This is a genomic window from Salipaludibacillus sp. HK11 (assembly GCF_047795645.1).
Classification (GTDB): domain Bacteria; phylum Bacillota; class Bacilli; order Bacillales; family Salisediminibacteriaceae; genus Salipaludibacillus.
The window spans coordinates 1,423,829-1,440,485 of sequence record NZ_CP181045.1; the positions used below are offsets into that span (position 1 = coordinate 1,423,829).

Sequence of the window (16,657 nt, forward strand, 5' to 3'; positions counted from 1 at the left end):
TCATTCATTAGGTTTTTTTATTCTATCGTTTTTCTAAGATCATTCGCAGACCTCGTCTTGGTCTAAGAGTAATCAGCGGTGAAGCTTTAACCTCATCGTGATCTGGTGCCAATTTCAGGTGAAACTCTTTTATAATACACGCGATTGAAAGAACTCCTTCCATGACTGAAAAATGATTACCGACACAAACGCGCGGACCACCACCAAATGGAAAGTAAGCAAAAGTTGGAAGCGACTTGATAAAGTTATTCTCAAATCGTTCGGGGATAAACGTATCAGGATTCTCAAAAAATTCTGGGTTACGATGCATCACATATTGACTAATTAATATCATTTCACCCTTTTTCATTTGATAACCGCCGATAGTCACATTCTTATCTACTTGACGTCCAATGACATATGCAGGAGGAAATAATCGCATCGATTCCCATATAACGTTTTGCGTATAGGGTAGATTCTTAAAGTGACTAGGGGCAATCGAATCATTCCCAACCACATCGCTTACTTCCTTATAAAGTTGTTTTTCGTAATTGGGGTTTTGCGATAATAAATATAGCGTCCACGAAAGCATATTCGCAGTCGTTTCGTGTCCGGCAAGAAAAATTGTCATTAATTCATCTCGAAGTTGTTTGTCGGTCATCCCTTCCCCATTATTTTCATCCTTAGCTTCCATTAAAACTCCTAAAAGGTCACTGTGAGTGTTACTATCATTACGACGTTTCTCAATAATGTGATAGATCGTTTGATCAAGTATCTTAACCGCTCTTTTTAACTTACGATTCTTTTTAGTAGGTAACCAAAGTGGTATTTGAATGATCGACCTCATCCGTTTAATTCCAATCCTCATCACATCTTCCATAGGTTGACCTATAATTTCTGACCCTTCATCGAAATCCATACTAAACATTGTTTTCGTAATAATACCTAAGGCTATATCCATCATGTCGTTCGTAATGATTTTCTCTTCTCCACTTCTCCATTTAGAAATATAAGACTGAGTTGTATCAATCATGTCTTGCGCGTAGCTATCAATGTGCGTTTTTTTGAATGAGGGTTGAATCATTCTTCGCTGATTCATATGATGTTTCTTTTCACTTGTCAGAAGTCCTTCGCCAACAACAGCTTTGAGTGTTTGAATATCACGAGATTTAATGAATGATTGTTGTTTTGTTACAAGAATTTCCTTTATTAAATCTGGATCGTTTACGAGGTATACGCTTTGGAATGGTCCTAAACGAAAGGTGCTGATCTTTCCATACTCCTTTGCTAATCCAGTCATAAAATCAAGCGGATCTGCTTGAAAATCGTCTAAACTTCCTTTGAATATTTTTCCTTTAGGCCCTGGAGGACGAGGTGAAAATCTAGTATTCAATGTACACACTTCTCCTTAAATCAATTTGACTGTATCATTCTATGTCAATTTAAAGAAGAAGACAGGTCTAAATGTGGATATCACTATAAAACAGTGAATGCGTGCAGCGTGATTTTTTTAAAAAAGCTAGGGAGATGCAAGGCTAGGTCATCAATCTAGCTTTGGACAATCAACCAAATTCAGAACCAATGCTTGTTTAAATGTATATAGTATAAAGATAAGAGAATTTCCTTAACTAATCAACGAAAGGAAGAATTCGCATGAATAAAGAAAAAAAGAATGAATTACTTGCCGCACTTGCATCTCATTCAGAAGCTCAATTAAATGACCATTTCAAAAGATTCATAGATGATCCTAAAACAATAAACGTGAATCAATTGCTAATGAAAAAGCATTTATCTATATTAGAAAAACTAAGAAAGCATAGTGAGACATTAGCACTTCAACTGAATTTACCTACAAAAGATGATGTTGCGAGAGTAGCAAACCTTACGAAACAACTAGAAGAAAAATTAGATAAAATAGAAGAGCAACTTCATCAATTAAACGAAAACGTGGAAAAAGCTAGTCAAGATAAAGTCGATCGAACAAAGTACGCTTCAATCCAATAACCAATCATATTAAAGTCCGTAAGAAAGGAATAGCCCTTAGATGACTAACGGAAAGAAAGATAAACAGCGAATGAGTAAAGGAAGAAAAGGAACGTCACGCGAGGCTGTCTGGAAAAGAAACAAAGTCGTCTTATGGTATTATCCTGCCGCCAAGAAAAACTATCAAACTCCGCTATTACTTATTTATTCTTTAATTAATGAACCCTATATTCTTGACCTATCTCCTGGGATGAGCATGATCGAAACCTTCACCAAACAAGGATATGATGTCTATTTACTAGATTTTGGCAAGCCAGGGTACGAAGATAAAGACGTATCACTTGATGATTATATTACCAACTACATCCAACATGGCGTCGAACGCACGCTACGCCACGCGAATACGACGGAATTGAGTATGATCGGCTATTGTCTTGGAGGAACATTGACTCTCATATACACAGCGCTCGCAAACGATGTGATTAAAAATCTCATTCTTTTTGCTCCTCCGATAGATTTTAGCAGGACTCATACCTTTTCCAATTGGGTGAAAGCATTAAAAATAGATTCCTCCACTCTAGACCAATTCATTGATGATTACGGTTTAATTCCGTCAACATTTATTGAAGCGGGATTGCGAATGGCTACTTCTCCACTTACATTCGGGTCTAAGTTAGCTTCTCTTAAACCTTCACATAATGAGAGAACAGAACTCAAACACCAACTTGTAAAACAATGGTTAACGAGTCACATTCCTTTTTCTGGTGCGACGTTAAAACAGCTCATAAGCGAGATCATCTGTGATAATAAATTAGTTCAAAACCAATTAAAGATTGCTGGTCAGACGGTTCATCTTTCGAATATCAAAGCAAATCTCCTCGTCCTTTCAACAACCGATGATGAAATTGTCCCAGAAGAACAAACACTGCCTGTCATGAAAAAGGTATCCAGTCCAGATAAAACTTATGAACGGATAAAAGGTGGACATATTTCACTTGCTTTAAAAGGGAAATTACCTGATGTTCTTGAATTATGGCTTGATAAAAGGTCGATTCCACTATAATAGGAACCTTTGATGGAAATAAAAAGAGAGCTTATGCTAAAATCTTGCTAGCATAAGCTCCTCATTCATTTAAATTAAATATTCAATTTCGTATTTGTTCAATAACTCCTCAACCCATACACTATGTTGTGCGTTAACTTGCTCCTCCAATAGAGTATCATAAACCTCATCTTTCACATTGTTGTATTCTGCAGTTTCTTGCTCTATATGGTCTGTTACTTTAATAATATGAAAACCATATTCCGTTTCGACGGGATCGCTAATCTCTTCCACTTCCATTTGAAAAGCAACTTCTTCAAATTCTGGAACCATGGCGTTTCTTGCAAAATAACCGAGTTCTCCACCAGTTGCAGAATTACTTACGTCCGTTGAATATTCTAGAGCTAACTCACTGAATTCTTCGCCATCGTTAATTTTTTCTATCACTTCTTCCGCTGTTTCTAAACTTTCAACGAGGATGTGGCTTGCCTCCACTTGTTCTTCGACATCAAATAATGATCGATTTTCTTCAAAATAACTTTCTAGATCTTCATCGGAGAAGTCGAGCCAATCAGCCATTAATTTCTCACTTTTCAAATACATGTTGATCTCTTTCTCTAATGACTCCATCGTTAATCCATTAGATTCAATCGCGTTCAAGAAAGCCTCTTCCCCACCAGATTGATCGATATATTTCGCTAACTCTGTTTCTATCTCTTCTTCGGTCACAACGATATCTTTCTCATCCGCTTCCAATTCAATCACGCGATTCATTACGAGAGCCTCGGTAGCTTGGGTACCGTAAGAATCAATTAAAAATTCTTTAAGTTCCTCTTCCGTGATTTTTTCTCCATCCACTGAAGCTATCGTCGTTTGCTGATTGGCTAAGAAAAGAAGAGATCCGATGGCAATGACTGCTAATACCGATACTAAAGTGAGTACTGTTTTATTTGTTGATGACATGTTTTAACCCCTTTTTTATATTGGCAGTTTTTAATTAATTTGTATTTTTGCGTTATGCTGAAAATATGACCCTCTTTGCACAAAACTCGTGTGGTATGCTGAAATCCTGCCTCCCTTTGCACAAAACTCGAGCGTTATGCTGAAATCCTGCCTCTCTTTGCACAAAACTCGAGTCTTATGCTGAAATCCTGCCTCCCTTTGCACAAAACTCGAGCCTTATGCTGAAATCCAGATTAAGCTTCCGGTTCCGGTTCGTTTTCTAATTGATTACTCGTTAATGTTAGCTGAACCGTTTGTTCTACTTGATCACGCAGAATTGTTATGTTAATTTCATCCCCTATTGAAAAGCCACTGTACAGAGTTTTTCGTAGATCTGTTGAATCTGCAATCGTTTCTCCATCAATCGATAGGATGATATCCTCCACTTCAAGTCCAGCAATATACGCTGCTGATCCTTCTTCCACACCGGTTATCATGATTCCTTCATCCTCTTCAAGACCACGCTCTTGTTTATAAAAAGATGGGAGTTCTATTACATCAGTTAAGACAATCCCTAAATATGGGCGAGCAACTGTCCCATTATCTATCAATTCTTCAACAATTGGCATCACTTCGTCACTTGGAATTGCAAAACCTAACCCCTCTATCCCTCTATTAGCGATTTTTAAGCTATTTATTCCAATTAATTCCCCGTCACGATTTATGAGCGCTCCACCACTGTTCCCTGGATTAATCGCTGCGTCCGTTTGTAGGACCGATAAATCCCAAGCGCCAGCTGACGTTTCTACCTCAAGTGAACGGTCAATCGCACTAATTATTCCTTGTGTTACTGTTTTCGAAAGTTCTAGTCCAAGAGGATTTCCAATTGCCAATACTTCTTCACCAACTCGTACATTTGTTGAATCACCGTACGTCAGTGCGACGTCATTTTCCTCAGATTCAACTCGGACAACACTTAAATCTGTCAACGCATCAGAGCCAATCACTTCACCAATACGTGTCTCACCATTATCAAGTGATACTTCAATTTCGGTTGCCTCTTCTACGACATGATTGTTTGTCACAATATAGGTGTACTCCTCATCTGTATCAATAATGACACCTGTTCCTGTCCCAGCTTCTACTCCTTCTTCTGATAGGACAGTATTACCACTCGGCATCAGCCATGATTCCTGTTGAATATTGACAATCCCTACAATTGATTTCGATGCGTTTTCAATAACATCTTCTATAACGATTCCATCCCCAGTAGAGTCGACAACTTTCGTTACTTCTACTTCCTCTCCTTCTTCCGTCGCTACATTATTTTCGCCTTCTAAAGCTTCGGCAAAGTTGTAGGGGCTTATCATATCGGTTTGAAATAAAAGGAGTACGCCTAGAGTCGCTCCTACAAATCCTCCACCAACAGGCAAAAAGTAGGTACGGAACCACCCAGATGAATTTTGGGTTTGCTTTTGTTTTGTTGTTACTGGTGATGGTGATTCTATCGGTGAATCTCCTTTTACTTCATCAGGGCTTTCCATTTCTTCCACTTTGTCTTCGTTGAATTCATTCATCATTAATTTCTCCTTTCTTCATGACAAATTTTGATCTAATCATATCTTAAGCCTCTATTACGTCGGCTTGATGTCAGAAATCTCAAAAATTGTGAAAGGAAAAATAAGATAAGCCAAAAACACTTGATTTTTTATAAATGTTGGACACTCATTCATGCTAGAGCCTTGTAAGTGCCCAGCATCCAACTCTATTTCGCTCTATTCATTCGAGATCATTAGAAAAACTTGGCTTGTCGCCAAGTCCTTCATGGCGAAAGCCTTAGTTTATCTTATACTTTAATTCTCTTTAGCGAAGTTAAACATTTTTAAAGTGCGAAAAAAGTCTAGCAGCACAACACCGTGCAAAACTAGACTTTTTTTATCTGCTTCAATTATCGTCCTTATCCGGTGCAATCGGCAGGATAAGCGTAAACACCGATCCTACATCATCACTCGACGTTAATGCTAGACTACCACCAAGACCTTCAGCAAGCATTCGACTAAGTGCCAACCCTAAACCTAGCCCTCTCGTCTGGTACTTTTTTCCTTCTCCACGAAAAAAGCGCTCAAAGATAAATTCTTGCTCAGTAGCAGGAATTCCGATCCCTTCATCACAAACATCCACGCGTACGTTCTTACCTTGCGCACGAACTCGCACGACGATAACACTCGAATCACGCCCCGCCATTGCTTGTAAACCATTGTTTAATAAATTCGTGATTATTTGCTGAAAGCGAACGATATCTAAATTCACTTCAAGATCCTCCACCTCTGCAGAAATGTCGTGCTTTACTTCGCAGCTTGTATGACTTGCACGCCACTGTGTGACAGCTTCTTTCAGTTCGTTTACGACCAGCAATCTCTCCTTATTCATAGGAATGGCATCAACAGCTAAGGAGTTAAAAACTAATAAATCTTCCACCATCGTCTGTAATTTTTCCGTTTCCTTTAATGAAAATTTTATAAACGATTTCGCTTCTTCCCCTTCTACGACACCTTGGTCAAGAGCCTGCAATAAACCACTAATCGAGGTTACCGGTGTTTTTAATTCGTGAGTCACACCTGCTAGTAAGGTTGTACGAGTTTCTTCTAATTGCTCAAGTCTACTAGACATCTCATTAAAGGATTCTACTAATTCATAAACTTCTTCTTCTTTAATTGAATCCGAGGAAAGTTCCATTTTTTGATAAGTACCTTCTTTAATTTTTCGAACGCCATTGGATACATATTTAATTGGGGCAACTAGACGGCGAGATTGAAAGTAAATCGCTCCCCATCCAAGAACAGCCATACTTAAAAGCATCATAATCAATTGACTATACTCTTGCTCGACAGATGTGACAAACTCTTCTTTTTGTAACACAAGCACCCAACCAAAAATGATCCCTTGTTCCTCTATCGGAGCTTTCACGACATAGTAATTGTCTCCCTCATTAGTTAAATCGACAACTTGAACATCTTCTTCATACTCCAATATAGACGTTGGGAAGCTTCGAATGTAGAGACCTTCCGGACGATTAAAAGGTGAAATTGTTCGACCAGTTGGATCGACGACAAAAACATGAGTTTCTTCACGAATCTGTGGATTTATTTCCGGTGATCCTTCAAGATCTGTTCTGCTTTCACTTAAATTAAGTACTTGTGAAGCTGTCTGTTCAGCCATAAACCGTGTTAAATCTATCCGATTTTCAATTGTTGTATGGCGAATCCAAAGTGCCGAAATGATGCCAATCACTATTAAGCCAACAACGAGCGTCATTAAATAACGTTTAGTCCAGTGTTGAAGGAGCGGTATCCGTTTATTTTTTTGTATAGACACGGAACTGATACCCCATTCCTCTCACTGTCGTTAATTCGCCTTCTTCGGTTGACCAATTTCGTAAGGCTTTTCGAATTCGCTTTACTGATAGGTCAACCGCCCGATCTGTGCCTTGATAATCAATGCCCCAAACACTTTCTAATAATTGTTCACGCGTTAATGTTTGATTTGGATGTCTGGCAAAATAAACAAGCAAGCTAAAGTCTCTAGGCAACAGGGATACAATGTTTCCGTCCACACGAACATCTCTTGTTGCTTCATTTATCATCAATTCACCAAAAATAAATGAGGAACTCTCCTCATTTGAGCTTTTCGTTACGCGACGCAGCACAGCATGAACTCGTGCGACTACTTCATCTGCAACGAAAGGTTTCGTTATATAATCATCCGCCCCACTATTCAATCCAGTCAATCGATGTTGCACATCCCCCAAAGCTGTCAGCATAAGAACGGGACAATCGCTTTCTTTCCGTATTTCATTAAGAATACTCCAACCATCTCGGTCTGGCAGCATGACGTCTAGTAGAATTAAGTCGGGTTTATGATCATAATAGGCATCGACTCCTTCACTTCCTGTGAATGCTTGAATCACCATCCAACCCTCTCTTTGCAAAAATACGCGTAACACATGATTAATTGATTCTTCATCTTCTATCACTAGTATTGTTGTCACGGCAATCTTCCTCTCAACCTTTGTTATTGGATGTTACCATGATAGATAAATTTAATCGAGAGAATAGGCGGAATATCTGTGTAATCGCTATTCGAAATTCAATATAAAGACGAAGGTCCCTCGTCTAATGATGCAGCGAGTATAAGGTACATAACCAAAAATCCCGGAGTTACAATAAATATTAACCTTACTGTGAAAGTAGAAATTCCAAAAAACTCTGCTATACCACCACAGACTCCAAATAATGCCTTATCTCTAGATGATTTAATTAGTTTCTTGTTCCCCATTCCGATTCCCCCTTATTATAAAATGAATACTTTGGAAGCAAAAGAACCGTCCCCGTGCTTCCTCAGAACTTAAATTGAGTAATCTTCAGCTGACTTTTGTTCAGGTTGATAGAAATACGAAACGAGACCTTTCGCTTTTATTAATTGTTCAAGGGTCAAATGATTTTCTTGCTCTTTAAACTTCACATCCCAACCTGCTGTGTTAACTAAATCTCGTATATCCCCTTTCATATTTGCAAATATGACTGTGATATCTCGTTTCTTTTGATATGAAATAATCATTTCTTCTAGTTTTTTAATAGAGACCGTATCAATATCATTTACTCCACTCATATCTGCAATGATCCATTGTATATTTTTATTTTTTTGAGTGTTTATTTTTATCTTCTCCTCAAAAAAAGCAATATTAGCAAAGTGTAGAGAGGAATCAATTCGCACGATTAATACTTCCTGTGAAGTTACTGCATTAGGATACCATTTAATGTCACGAAAAGTCTTTTCGTCTTTGACATATCCTAGCTGAACAATATTTGGTTTTGCACTTTTAATAATGATTAAAACGAGTGTGAAAATAGCTCCAATGATAATTCCCCATTGAATACCAACAAATAGAGTAACTAACAATGTTATGAGCCAGATCCACCCCTCTAGAGGCTTTATATTAAAAAGATAGACCATCGTTTTAAAATCAATTAGTTTATATATCGCGACAATAATTATCGAAGCTAAGACGGCATTTGGTAAATAGTAAAATAAAGACGTAAAAAACAAAACAGTAATGATGACACTAGCCGCAGTGATAATAGAAGTAACCTGTGTCCTCCCGCCCGCTTCGTGGTTAACAGCTGTTCGAGAATAACTACCATTTACCGGAAACGAGTGAAAAAACGATCCGATAATATTTGCAAGACCTAATGCTCGTAACTCTTTATTTGGGTAAATTTTATAATTTTCTTTTTGGGCAATCGTCTGTGAAATTGCTAGGGACTCCATAAAACCAAGAAGTGCAATGGTAAGTGCCATTGGGAACAACATTTGAATTGTTTGAATAGAGAAATTAGGAATAGTTAAGCCAGGAAAACCTTGTGGAATATGACCAATTGTCTGTAAACCTAGTTCGTCTAAACGAAATAGCATCACCGCACCTATAGCTCCTACCACAATGATTAAAGCACTAGGTAGGCGTGGATACAGCTTACCTAACACAAGAAGACCAATTACACTTACAAGTCCTACAGCCAACGTCGTTAGATGTATCCCATTCATATTATCTACTATATCAAGAAACAAAAGATGAATCTGTAAGTAATTCCCTACATCAATCCCTAAAAGATGTTTCAATTGACTAAGACCAATTATAATCGCAGCTGCTGTTGTATAGCCACTCATCACAGATTGAGGGATAAATTTAACGACAAACCCTCCATTAAGAACCCCCAATAATAATTGGATTACCCCCACCATCATTGCGAGCGTTAAAGCAATCGTAATGTACTCCCCTGATCCAGGTTCTGCATAGATAGATACGCCTGAAAAAACGAGTAAAGATGTAATAGCGACAGGGCCTACAGATAAGTGCTTAGATGAAGCGAAGAACGCATAAATGATTAATGGAATAGTTGATGCATATAACCCCATCACTGGCGGAAGACCAGCTAACATGGCATAAGCCATACTTTGCGGAATAAGCATAACAAAGAGTGTTAACCCTGCAATCAAATCATGTTTAAACACTGTTTCGTTATATGTATGATCCAATTGGAAGGGATTGAATTTTTTGTTCATGGTAAACGAACCCTTTCTATCAAAACAATTTTCTTCATATAGTAATATAGATCTTGTATATATATATGTAACACGCTAGTTTTTTCCTTCACTAATGCAAGCTAAATTAATATGTTGTATGATGATATTGTCCTATTCATACTACCATATAATATAAAAGGTAGCGTCAAGATTACGCCTTCTATTTTACGCCTATCTTAGGCTACATTGCACGAAATTAATGTAGCTCACGCAAAATATTTTATCATCGATATTTTAAAGATATCAAATGAATCAATATCGAACAATTAAATGAAGCAATAGAGAGGAGAAATTATGATTATTCGAAAAGCAAAACTAGACGACTGGAAAGGAATTGCCCGTGTTCATGTTGATTGTTTACACTCAGCATATCAAGGGACTCTACCGTCAAGTGTATTGGATAAATTCACGTACACCGATAGAGAGAAGCGTTGGGAGAAAGACCTGTCGAAGTCTACTAGCGGAGGAACAATGACCTATGTTGTCGAGGATAAAAACGATGAAATTGTTGGGTTTGCTCTTGGAGGAACGATGAGAGATGCACGCTTAAGAATCAAATATACAGGAGAGTGTTACGGCATATACGTGCATCCAGATAAGCAAGGACAAGGACTTGGCAAAAAGTTATTTGAAAGTGTCGCACAACACATTGCTTCTCTTCACCACTCCTCTATGGGTTTATGGACGTTTAAACATCACGAGTCTGCTTCCTTTTACAAACACCTTGGCGGGGAAGAAATATACGAAAAGAATACAACCATAGCCGGAAAAGAATTAGAAGAATCCGCATTTGGATGGGATAACCTAACTAACTTTTCCGTTTTGAACAAGAGTTTAAACTGACACGAAAAGATCTCGCGGCGGACAAGGAACTGTAAATCGTTCTCAACTCCCTCTATTTTTAGACAAATATAACAACCAAAACATGACATCAACGCAAAAAACTATAGAGATATTTCTCTATAGTTTTTTTCATGGGGGATAATTTGAAGCTACTCCACTGGTTTATTGCTAGGCGATTCTTTTGACAGTTTTATTCGATCAGCTGCAGTTGGTGGTTCCTCTAGCCATCCATTTCCAATCGTTAGATTTATCCCTTCATTAGCGTATTTACCAATATCTGCTGTGAGAATCGCCAATTCTCCATGTAAATCATGCCTCATAGTTTTAGAAATAGCTAAGCCATAGTTAGATATTCCAATCGTATTTGCCAGGGAAGCATGGTAAAGCATTAATTTATCGGAAAACGGCGGAATAGTTGAATCAGAAATATGGGCATCCATCAAATTAGGTGTTGGCAAATATTCATTTAAAAGAAACTTGCCTAATTGCTTGATTTGTCGATCTGCTACTTTAACGCCTTCTTGAAAGTAATTTCGTAATTTTTCCGATGACGCCACTTGGCTAAATCCTAACATTAGCGCTTTCCCTAAAATATTTGTGTTGATATTCACCTGTAACTGTTTAATCTCTATTGTAGTTAATGGTCTTGATTTCCCTGCTATGACTGAAATAAATGATTCTTTTTCGACAAAATCAACTTTTTGAGGATATGGAGTTGTTGGAGTGGCAATGTTTATCCCTTTAGTAAGTAATAAATGCGTTCCCTTTTCATATATATCAATCGAATCGTTCAAACCGACCTTAAAATGTTCAATAATATCTTGTCTAGTTGCTGTTGAAAGTGCATCTCCATAAGTTAATAGACCTGCCCTAGCCATTTGTGTCGTATAAAAAAGCATAAAAACATCGCTAAATAACCCAGGTGCTTCTTTTCGCACATCTTGCTCTCCAAACCCTATAGGTAGAGGGATATTTTCTTTTGTGTAAATTTCTTTAATCATACGTAAATGCTTCATAGCATTATCAAATGCAAATTCTAAATAATCCTTAATTTCATCATCTTTTACTACTTGTAGATGATGTTCAAAAATACAACAAAACAAAGAGTCTCCCAAGTAATTAGCAAATAAATCTCCTAATTCGGCGGCATTGAGCATTTTATTATGCTGATGTTCTTTGATTTGATTCATAGTATGTTGATCTTCCGTAGGTGAATTTCCTTCCAATTTTGACGCCCCCTCGATACACATTGGAATTATTATGTGTGAAAAGTGAAAATATATTCGAAGAGCTGTTTAAAGATATATTCCAAACCTACGTCAATACTGTTTTATTTTGATATATGATTTTACCTCACTCTCCCATTTCTATCCACGTTTCAAAATAAGGAATGGCAAAACCAGAAAAAGACTTATCCAAGTACTGACCACTGGTAATTCCCCTTTTTATGGAAAAATGTTATTAAAAATTAGTGCAATGATCAGTAAAAAAAGAGCGAATCCAAATATAAATACTCATTTCATTTAGACATAGTATTCACCTTTTAGTTATGTAAGTTAATCGTTATAATATAAGCTTACATGAGTATCTCACACTGTTGTATTGATTATTTTGTTAAAAACACGCAGTTTTTCTTTTCAGAAGAGCAGAAGTATCGTAAAATGATAGATGGGATGGAAAGAGGTGTTTATCTGTGGCAGGAGATATTTTTATGTGGTTTATAGCGTTATGGTCACTGATGATCTTTATTCTTGTCTCTATCGGTGGTTATTTCATGTTCCGAAAGTTTCTTAAGAAAATGCCAAAAGAAGATGGGAAATCGATCTTGGATTGGCAAGATTACTATATAAACGAAACACTCCACTTATGGACAGACGATCAGAAAAAGTTTTTGAATGAATTGGTTGATCCAGTTCCTGAGCTCTTCCGTGAAATCGCCAAGCTAAAAATTGCTGGTAAAATTGGTGAACTTGCCATGGAGGAAAATGCGAGTGAGATGCATGAGGCCTTAATCATTAGAGGTTACATCATAGCAACTCCAAAGCGTGATCATAAGTTTTTAAGAAAAAAACTAAAAGAAAAGAAGATCGACGCCAAGCCTTATGAGGAATACTTTCGTCAATCATCTTAGCAAAAAAAACCAACCCTTACGATGTGTGACCATCTAAAGAGTTGGTTTTTTTTGTTTTCAAGACATGGTTTGATTGCATTTCTGCCTTGTAAAAATTAAGCTGTTTTTCTACTTCTTTGAATTTCACGTACATTGCTATTCTCCATGGCAAAATCATTCCAAAAGCTAGAATGAAAAACATACCAGCAAGAACTTCAAAATCGAAATAAGTATCTAATGCTAATTTGACTACAATTCGTAAAGTTAAAAGCCCTAGTAAAATAAACAAAAAAGCCTTCGAACGCTTCATATAAATATCTTTCCCTCGAATTTCAAATGAGGACGTCTTAATTAGAATAATGGAAAATAACATACCTACAGCGAAAGCTTCAATCACTTCAAGCGAAGTAATTTCACGTACAGGTGGATAAACAAACATAAGAAATCCGGTGGACATAGCCAACGGTGGTATAAGAATTTTTTTCGTGTTCGCTGGTTTTTCCATCGCCTTCATGCGCACAAACAAGGCAAATATCGCCATGAAAAAGGCTAAAACCATAAATACAATTGCGTATATTGACATGTTCATCCCACCTACTAGTAATGCATTTCAAATATTATTCGAAAACTTGGCTTGTCGCCAAGCCCTTTATGCCGAAAGCCTTCGTTTATCTTATACTTTAATCTTTTTGCGAAGTTAAACAATTTAAAGTATACCACATTCAGACACCATCAGCCTTATTAAGCGTTAAAGGGAGAAATAAGTATGTAAATGAAACCGAGTGAGATGATTAAATAGATACATCGACCATATCCCGTTTTTGCTTTAAAAAATACGGTAGCACCAAGTAACGCCAAAATGTACAACCATACAAGATATAAATTGACAGGATGAACGAATTCGCCTCCGATTTTATAACCAAAAGGCCAAGGTGATAAAGTCCCCATCTCACGTACAAACACATTGAAGAAAATCATTGCTACAAACAGACCTACGATCATAGCTTCCCACATATCGAATGACCACTTTTTACGTATATAAAAATACAAGAGCAGTCCGAACGCCAGTCCAGTAGCTGTTTCAATGGACCAAGGCCCCCCAGAAAAATAGATCACATTTCTCATATCTGTCAATAATCCCGGTTCCAAAACAAATGGCCAAAGTTTAAATACAAGCACCCAAATAATAAATACCAATGAAACTTTATCTAACATCGCCTCATGGTCTTCAACAGATTTTCGTTTCAAGTACATGGAAACAGTCGCTAAACCTACGATTCCTGCAATCACGAGAAACAGAAGTTCAACGGACACCGTTAACGGACCTAGCGACCATGTTGTTAGTGGATGAAACACGTTATGATTCCCCCTTTAACAATGACTCTATTTCCGCTTCTAGTTCCGTTGAAGAAATCGCTCCCGTCTTTCGATGTACAATGATCCCATTTTGATCAATAAACACGGTTGTTGGAACAGGTGGCACAAAATAATTGCTTGAAATTGCACCATTCTCATCAACAACATTGATGAAATGAAGGTCATTTCGTTCAATAAATTGTTCCGCGTCAGACCTTCGATCGTGCTGTCCTGCGTTTACTCCAATCATATTTATCTCATTTCCGTAAGTTTGATACGCTTCTTCTATTGCTTCACTGGACGCTTGGCAATACGGACACCATGATGTCCAAAAATAAAGCACTATTCCGCTTTTTCTCGCTTGATCCAACTGAAAATCTTCGCCCAAAAATGTTTTTGCTTTAAAACTTGGTGCTTGATGACCTGGTTGCGCATGGGCGACAGATCCGATCGCTCCTCTTTCAAAATTTTGTTGTTCTTGAGCAAGCCATAAAAAGCCTCCAACTGAGACAATCATCACGATAAATATCACTCTTCTAATTTGAACCATTTCCTGCTCACCTACTTTTCATAATACGCATACAGGTATATAGTATATCATGAAAATAAAGAATTAGAGGACTCTCAGCTATTATTCAAATCTACCATCATCGCTTCTTCTTTCTAACAAGATTACATCACGCCACACATCATCCATTTTGCCAATGCGCTCTCGCCGGCCAACTTCCTTAAAACCATATTTTTTATGTAACTTCATGCTTGGGATATTTTCAGGAAAAACACCGGACTGTAGCGTCCAAAATCCGCTTTGTTCACTTTTTTCAATTAATGATTTTAGAAGTGCACTTCCAATCCCTTTTCCTGCACTTTTCTGTCCAACATAAATGCTAACTTCTGCAACACCGGCATAAACACATCTATTTGAGGTTGGAGTTAACGCAGCCCAACCTAACACTTCCGCTCCAGAACGTACAACGATTCTACATTCATCTAAATGATCATTGTCCCATACTTCCCAAGAAGGCGCTTCTCTTTGGAAAGTAGCATTTCCAGTCGCAATTCCTTCAAGGTAAACTTGACGAACTTGCTCCCAGTCTTCTTTTAACATTTTGTCAATACGCATTCTATTTTCGATTTTCAACACCTGCTTTATTTTTTATAGATACATATTTATATTTTAACAGGTTTTATTTCATGAAATAGACGAACCGTTAGAAAAACTTGGCTTGTCGCCAAGTCCTTCATGGCGAAAGCCTTCGTTTATCTTATACTTTAATCAATTATCGAAGTTAAACATTCTTAAAGTAAAAAAAGATCAACAAATTTTACAACTTGTTGATCTTTTAAATTTACTTATTGAACGTCATAGCCCTGTTCTTCAATTTCTTCCTTCAACTTAGCAATCGTTACTTCACCATCGTTAAATTCGACAGCTACGTTTTTTGCGTCTAAATTCACTTCTGCTTTTGATACACCCTTCACGTTATTTAATGCACCCTCTACTGACGCCTTACAGTGTCCACATGTCATACCATCTACTTGAATTGTTTCTTTTTTCATTCTTTTATCTCTCCTTTAAATATAATATTTTCTCCATCGTCAAGTTTACCAAAGCTTTGCACCATCTTGTTTGTTCAACGCTTTTCAATTGGTGATGAACAAGATGTACATGTCGTCTTCACCTCTTTTACGACTTCGAGAATTGTTGAATCACTTTCATCAATTCGTCGATTGTTTCTTCCCCATCCCCTGATTGAACAGCATTTGTGACACAACCACGAGTATGGTCCTCTAATAACTGATAGCCAACTTTTTTCAAAGCGGCATTAATTGCTGACACTTGAACGAGAATATCAACGCAGTATCGTTCTTCATCTATCATTTTTTGAATGCCTCTCACTTGTCCCTCAACACGCTTTAAACGTGAAACTAATTGTTTTTTTTCCTCTTCTGTCCTCATCTTGACTGGCACCTTTTCTGGTGTAAGAGGAATGGTGAATTTTTCGTCCATCGTAGTCACCTCATCATTTTGTTTATACATATACCATACCCCCGGTAAGTATATTTGTCAATAAACTTCACTTAATTGTCGCCAGCTGAGCTTTAATGAATTGATAGTCATTCTAATTTCAGCATAGAGCGATGATTTTTGTGCATAGAACCGCATTCCTTCAGCATAGTCACACCATTTTTGTGCACAAAGTGGCCACATTTCAGCATAAACCCCACACATCCCGATTTAAGAACATAAAAAAAGAAAC

General features: G+C 37.4%; 18 protein-coding genes. 4 read left to right on the plus strand and 14 right to left on the minus strand.

Going from position 1 to position 16,657, the window contains the following annotated elements:
- Positions 1-22 precede the first annotated feature (22 nt).
- Positions 23-1,381: a cytochrome P450 gene (locus ACM26V_RS07035; RefSeq protein ID WP_416150714.1), complete on the minus strand. Its 1,359-nt coding sequence runs from the start codon at positions 1,379-1,381 to the stop codon at positions 23-25.
- 251 nt (positions 1,382-1,632) lie between these two features.
- Here ACM26V_RS07035 and ACM26V_RS07040 point away from each other — a divergent pair, with 251 nt between their 5' ends.
- Complete coding sequence (locus ACM26V_RS07040) at positions 1,633-1,983, plus strand: hypothetical protein (protein ID WP_416150715.1); 351 nt, start codon at positions 1,633-1,635, stop codon at positions 1,981-1,983.
- A gap of 40 nt (positions 1,984-2,023) precedes the next feature.
- A complete protein-coding gene (locus ACM26V_RS07045; protein WP_416150716.1) occupies positions 2,024-3,025 on the plus strand; it encodes an alpha/beta fold hydrolase in 1,002 nt (333 codons plus the stop codon).
- Positions 3,026-3,094: 69 nt separating this feature from the next.
- On the opposite strand, the gene ACM26V_RS07050 is transcribed toward ACM26V_RS07045, so the two are convergent.
- From ACM26V_RS07050 to ACM26V_RS07075, 6 genes are all read right to left on the minus strand, one after another.
- Complete coding sequence (locus tag ACM26V_RS07050; RefSeq protein ID WP_416150717.1) at positions 3,095-3,967, minus strand: peptidylprolyl isomerase; 873 nt, start codon at positions 3,965-3,967, stop codon at positions 3,095-3,097.
- A gap of 233 nt (positions 3,968-4,200) precedes the next feature.
- Positions 4,201-5,526 (minus strand): S1C family serine protease, encoded by a 1,326-nt coding sequence (locus tag ACM26V_RS07055; RefSeq protein WP_416150718.1) that lies wholly within the window; start codon positions 5,524-5,526, stop codon positions 4,201-4,203.
- A 364-nt stretch (positions 5,527-5,890) separates the two neighbouring features.
- A complete protein-coding gene (locus ACM26V_RS07060) occupies positions 5,891-7,321 on the minus strand; it encodes an ATP-binding protein (protein WP_416150719.1) in 1,431 nt (476 codons plus the stop codon).
- Entirely contained in the window at positions 7,302-7,994 is a 693-nt protein-coding gene (locus ACM26V_RS07065) for a response regulator transcription factor (RefSeq protein WP_416150720.1), read from the minus strand. Before ACM26V_RS07065 ends, ACM26V_RS07060 begins: the two co-directional genes overlap by 20 nt.
- 98 nt (positions 7,995-8,092) lie before the next feature.
- Positions 8,093-8,281 (minus strand): PspC domain-containing protein, encoded by a 189-nt coding sequence (locus ACM26V_RS07070; RefSeq protein ID WP_416150721.1) that lies wholly within the window; start codon positions 8,279-8,281, stop codon positions 8,093-8,095.
- 69 nt (positions 8,282-8,350) lie between these two features.
- Complete coding sequence (locus ACM26V_RS07075; RefSeq protein WP_416150722.1) at positions 8,351-10,066, minus strand: SulP family inorganic anion transporter; 1,716 nt, start codon at positions 10,064-10,066, stop codon at positions 8,351-8,353.
- 315 nt (positions 10,067-10,381) lie between these two features.
- Here ACM26V_RS07075 and ACM26V_RS07080 point away from each other — a divergent pair, with 315 nt between their 5' ends.
- Positions 10,382-10,930, plus strand: coding sequence for a GNAT family N-acetyltransferase (locus tag ACM26V_RS07080; protein ID WP_416150724.1), 549 nt, complete (start codon positions 10,382-10,384; stop codon positions 10,928-10,930).
- 149 nt (positions 10,931-11,079) lie between these two features.
- On the opposite strand, the gene ACM26V_RS07085 is transcribed toward ACM26V_RS07080, so the two are convergent.
- The gene (locus ACM26V_RS07085; protein WP_416150725.1) at positions 11,080-12,156 is read right to left on the minus strand and encodes a DUF3231 family protein; all 1,077 of its coding nucleotides are present in this window, start codon (positions 12,154-12,156) and stop codon (positions 11,080-11,082) included.
- 485 nt (positions 12,157-12,641) lie between these two features.
- Between ACM26V_RS07085 and ACM26V_RS07090 the strand changes: the two genes are divergently transcribed.
- On the plus strand, positions 12,642-13,061 hold the full coding sequence (locus ACM26V_RS07090; protein WP_416151812.1) for a DUF2621 family protein: 420 nt from the start codon (positions 12,642-12,644) through the stop codon (positions 13,059-13,061).
- A 16-nt stretch (positions 13,062-13,077) separates the two neighbouring features.
- Here the strand turns inward: ACM26V_RS07090 and ACM26V_RS07095 are convergent, their stop codons facing one another.
- The 6 genes from ACM26V_RS07095 to ACM26V_RS07120 form a co-directional block, all read right to left on the minus strand.
- Positions 13,078-13,629 carry a CcdC family protein gene (locus tag ACM26V_RS07095; RefSeq protein WP_416150726.1) on the minus strand — a complete coding sequence of 184 codons (552 nt, stop codon included), beginning with the start codon at positions 13,627-13,629 and terminating at the stop codon, positions 13,078-13,080.
- 152 nt (positions 13,630-13,781) lie between these two features.
- Positions 13,782-14,396 (minus strand): hypothetical protein, encoded by a 615-nt coding sequence (locus tag ACM26V_RS07100; RefSeq protein WP_416150727.1) that lies wholly within the window; start codon positions 14,394-14,396, stop codon positions 13,782-13,784.
- 1 nt (position 14,397) lies between these two features.
- Entirely contained in the window at positions 14,398-14,946 is a 549-nt protein-coding gene (locus tag ACM26V_RS07105; RefSeq protein WP_416150728.1) for a TlpA family protein disulfide reductase, read from the minus strand.
- An 81-nt stretch (positions 14,947-15,027) separates the two neighbouring features.
- Positions 15,028-15,519 carry a GNAT family N-acetyltransferase gene (locus ACM26V_RS07110; protein ID WP_416150729.1) on the minus strand — a complete coding sequence of 164 codons (492 nt, stop codon included), beginning with the start codon at positions 15,517-15,519 and terminating at the stop codon, positions 15,028-15,030.
- Positions 15,520-15,749: 230 nt separating this feature from the next.
- The gene (copZ, locus tag ACM26V_RS07115) at positions 15,750-15,956 is read right to left on the minus strand and encodes a copper chaperone CopZ (protein ID WP_416150730.1); all 207 of its coding nucleotides are present in this window, start codon (positions 15,954-15,956) and stop codon (positions 15,750-15,752) included.
- Between the two features lie 127 nt (positions 15,957-16,083).
- On the minus strand, positions 16,084-16,407 hold the full coding sequence (locus ACM26V_RS07120) for a metal-sensing transcriptional repressor (protein ID WP_416151813.1): 324 nt from the start codon (positions 16,405-16,407) through the stop codon (positions 16,084-16,086).
- Positions 16,408-16,657: the final 250 nt, after the last annotated feature.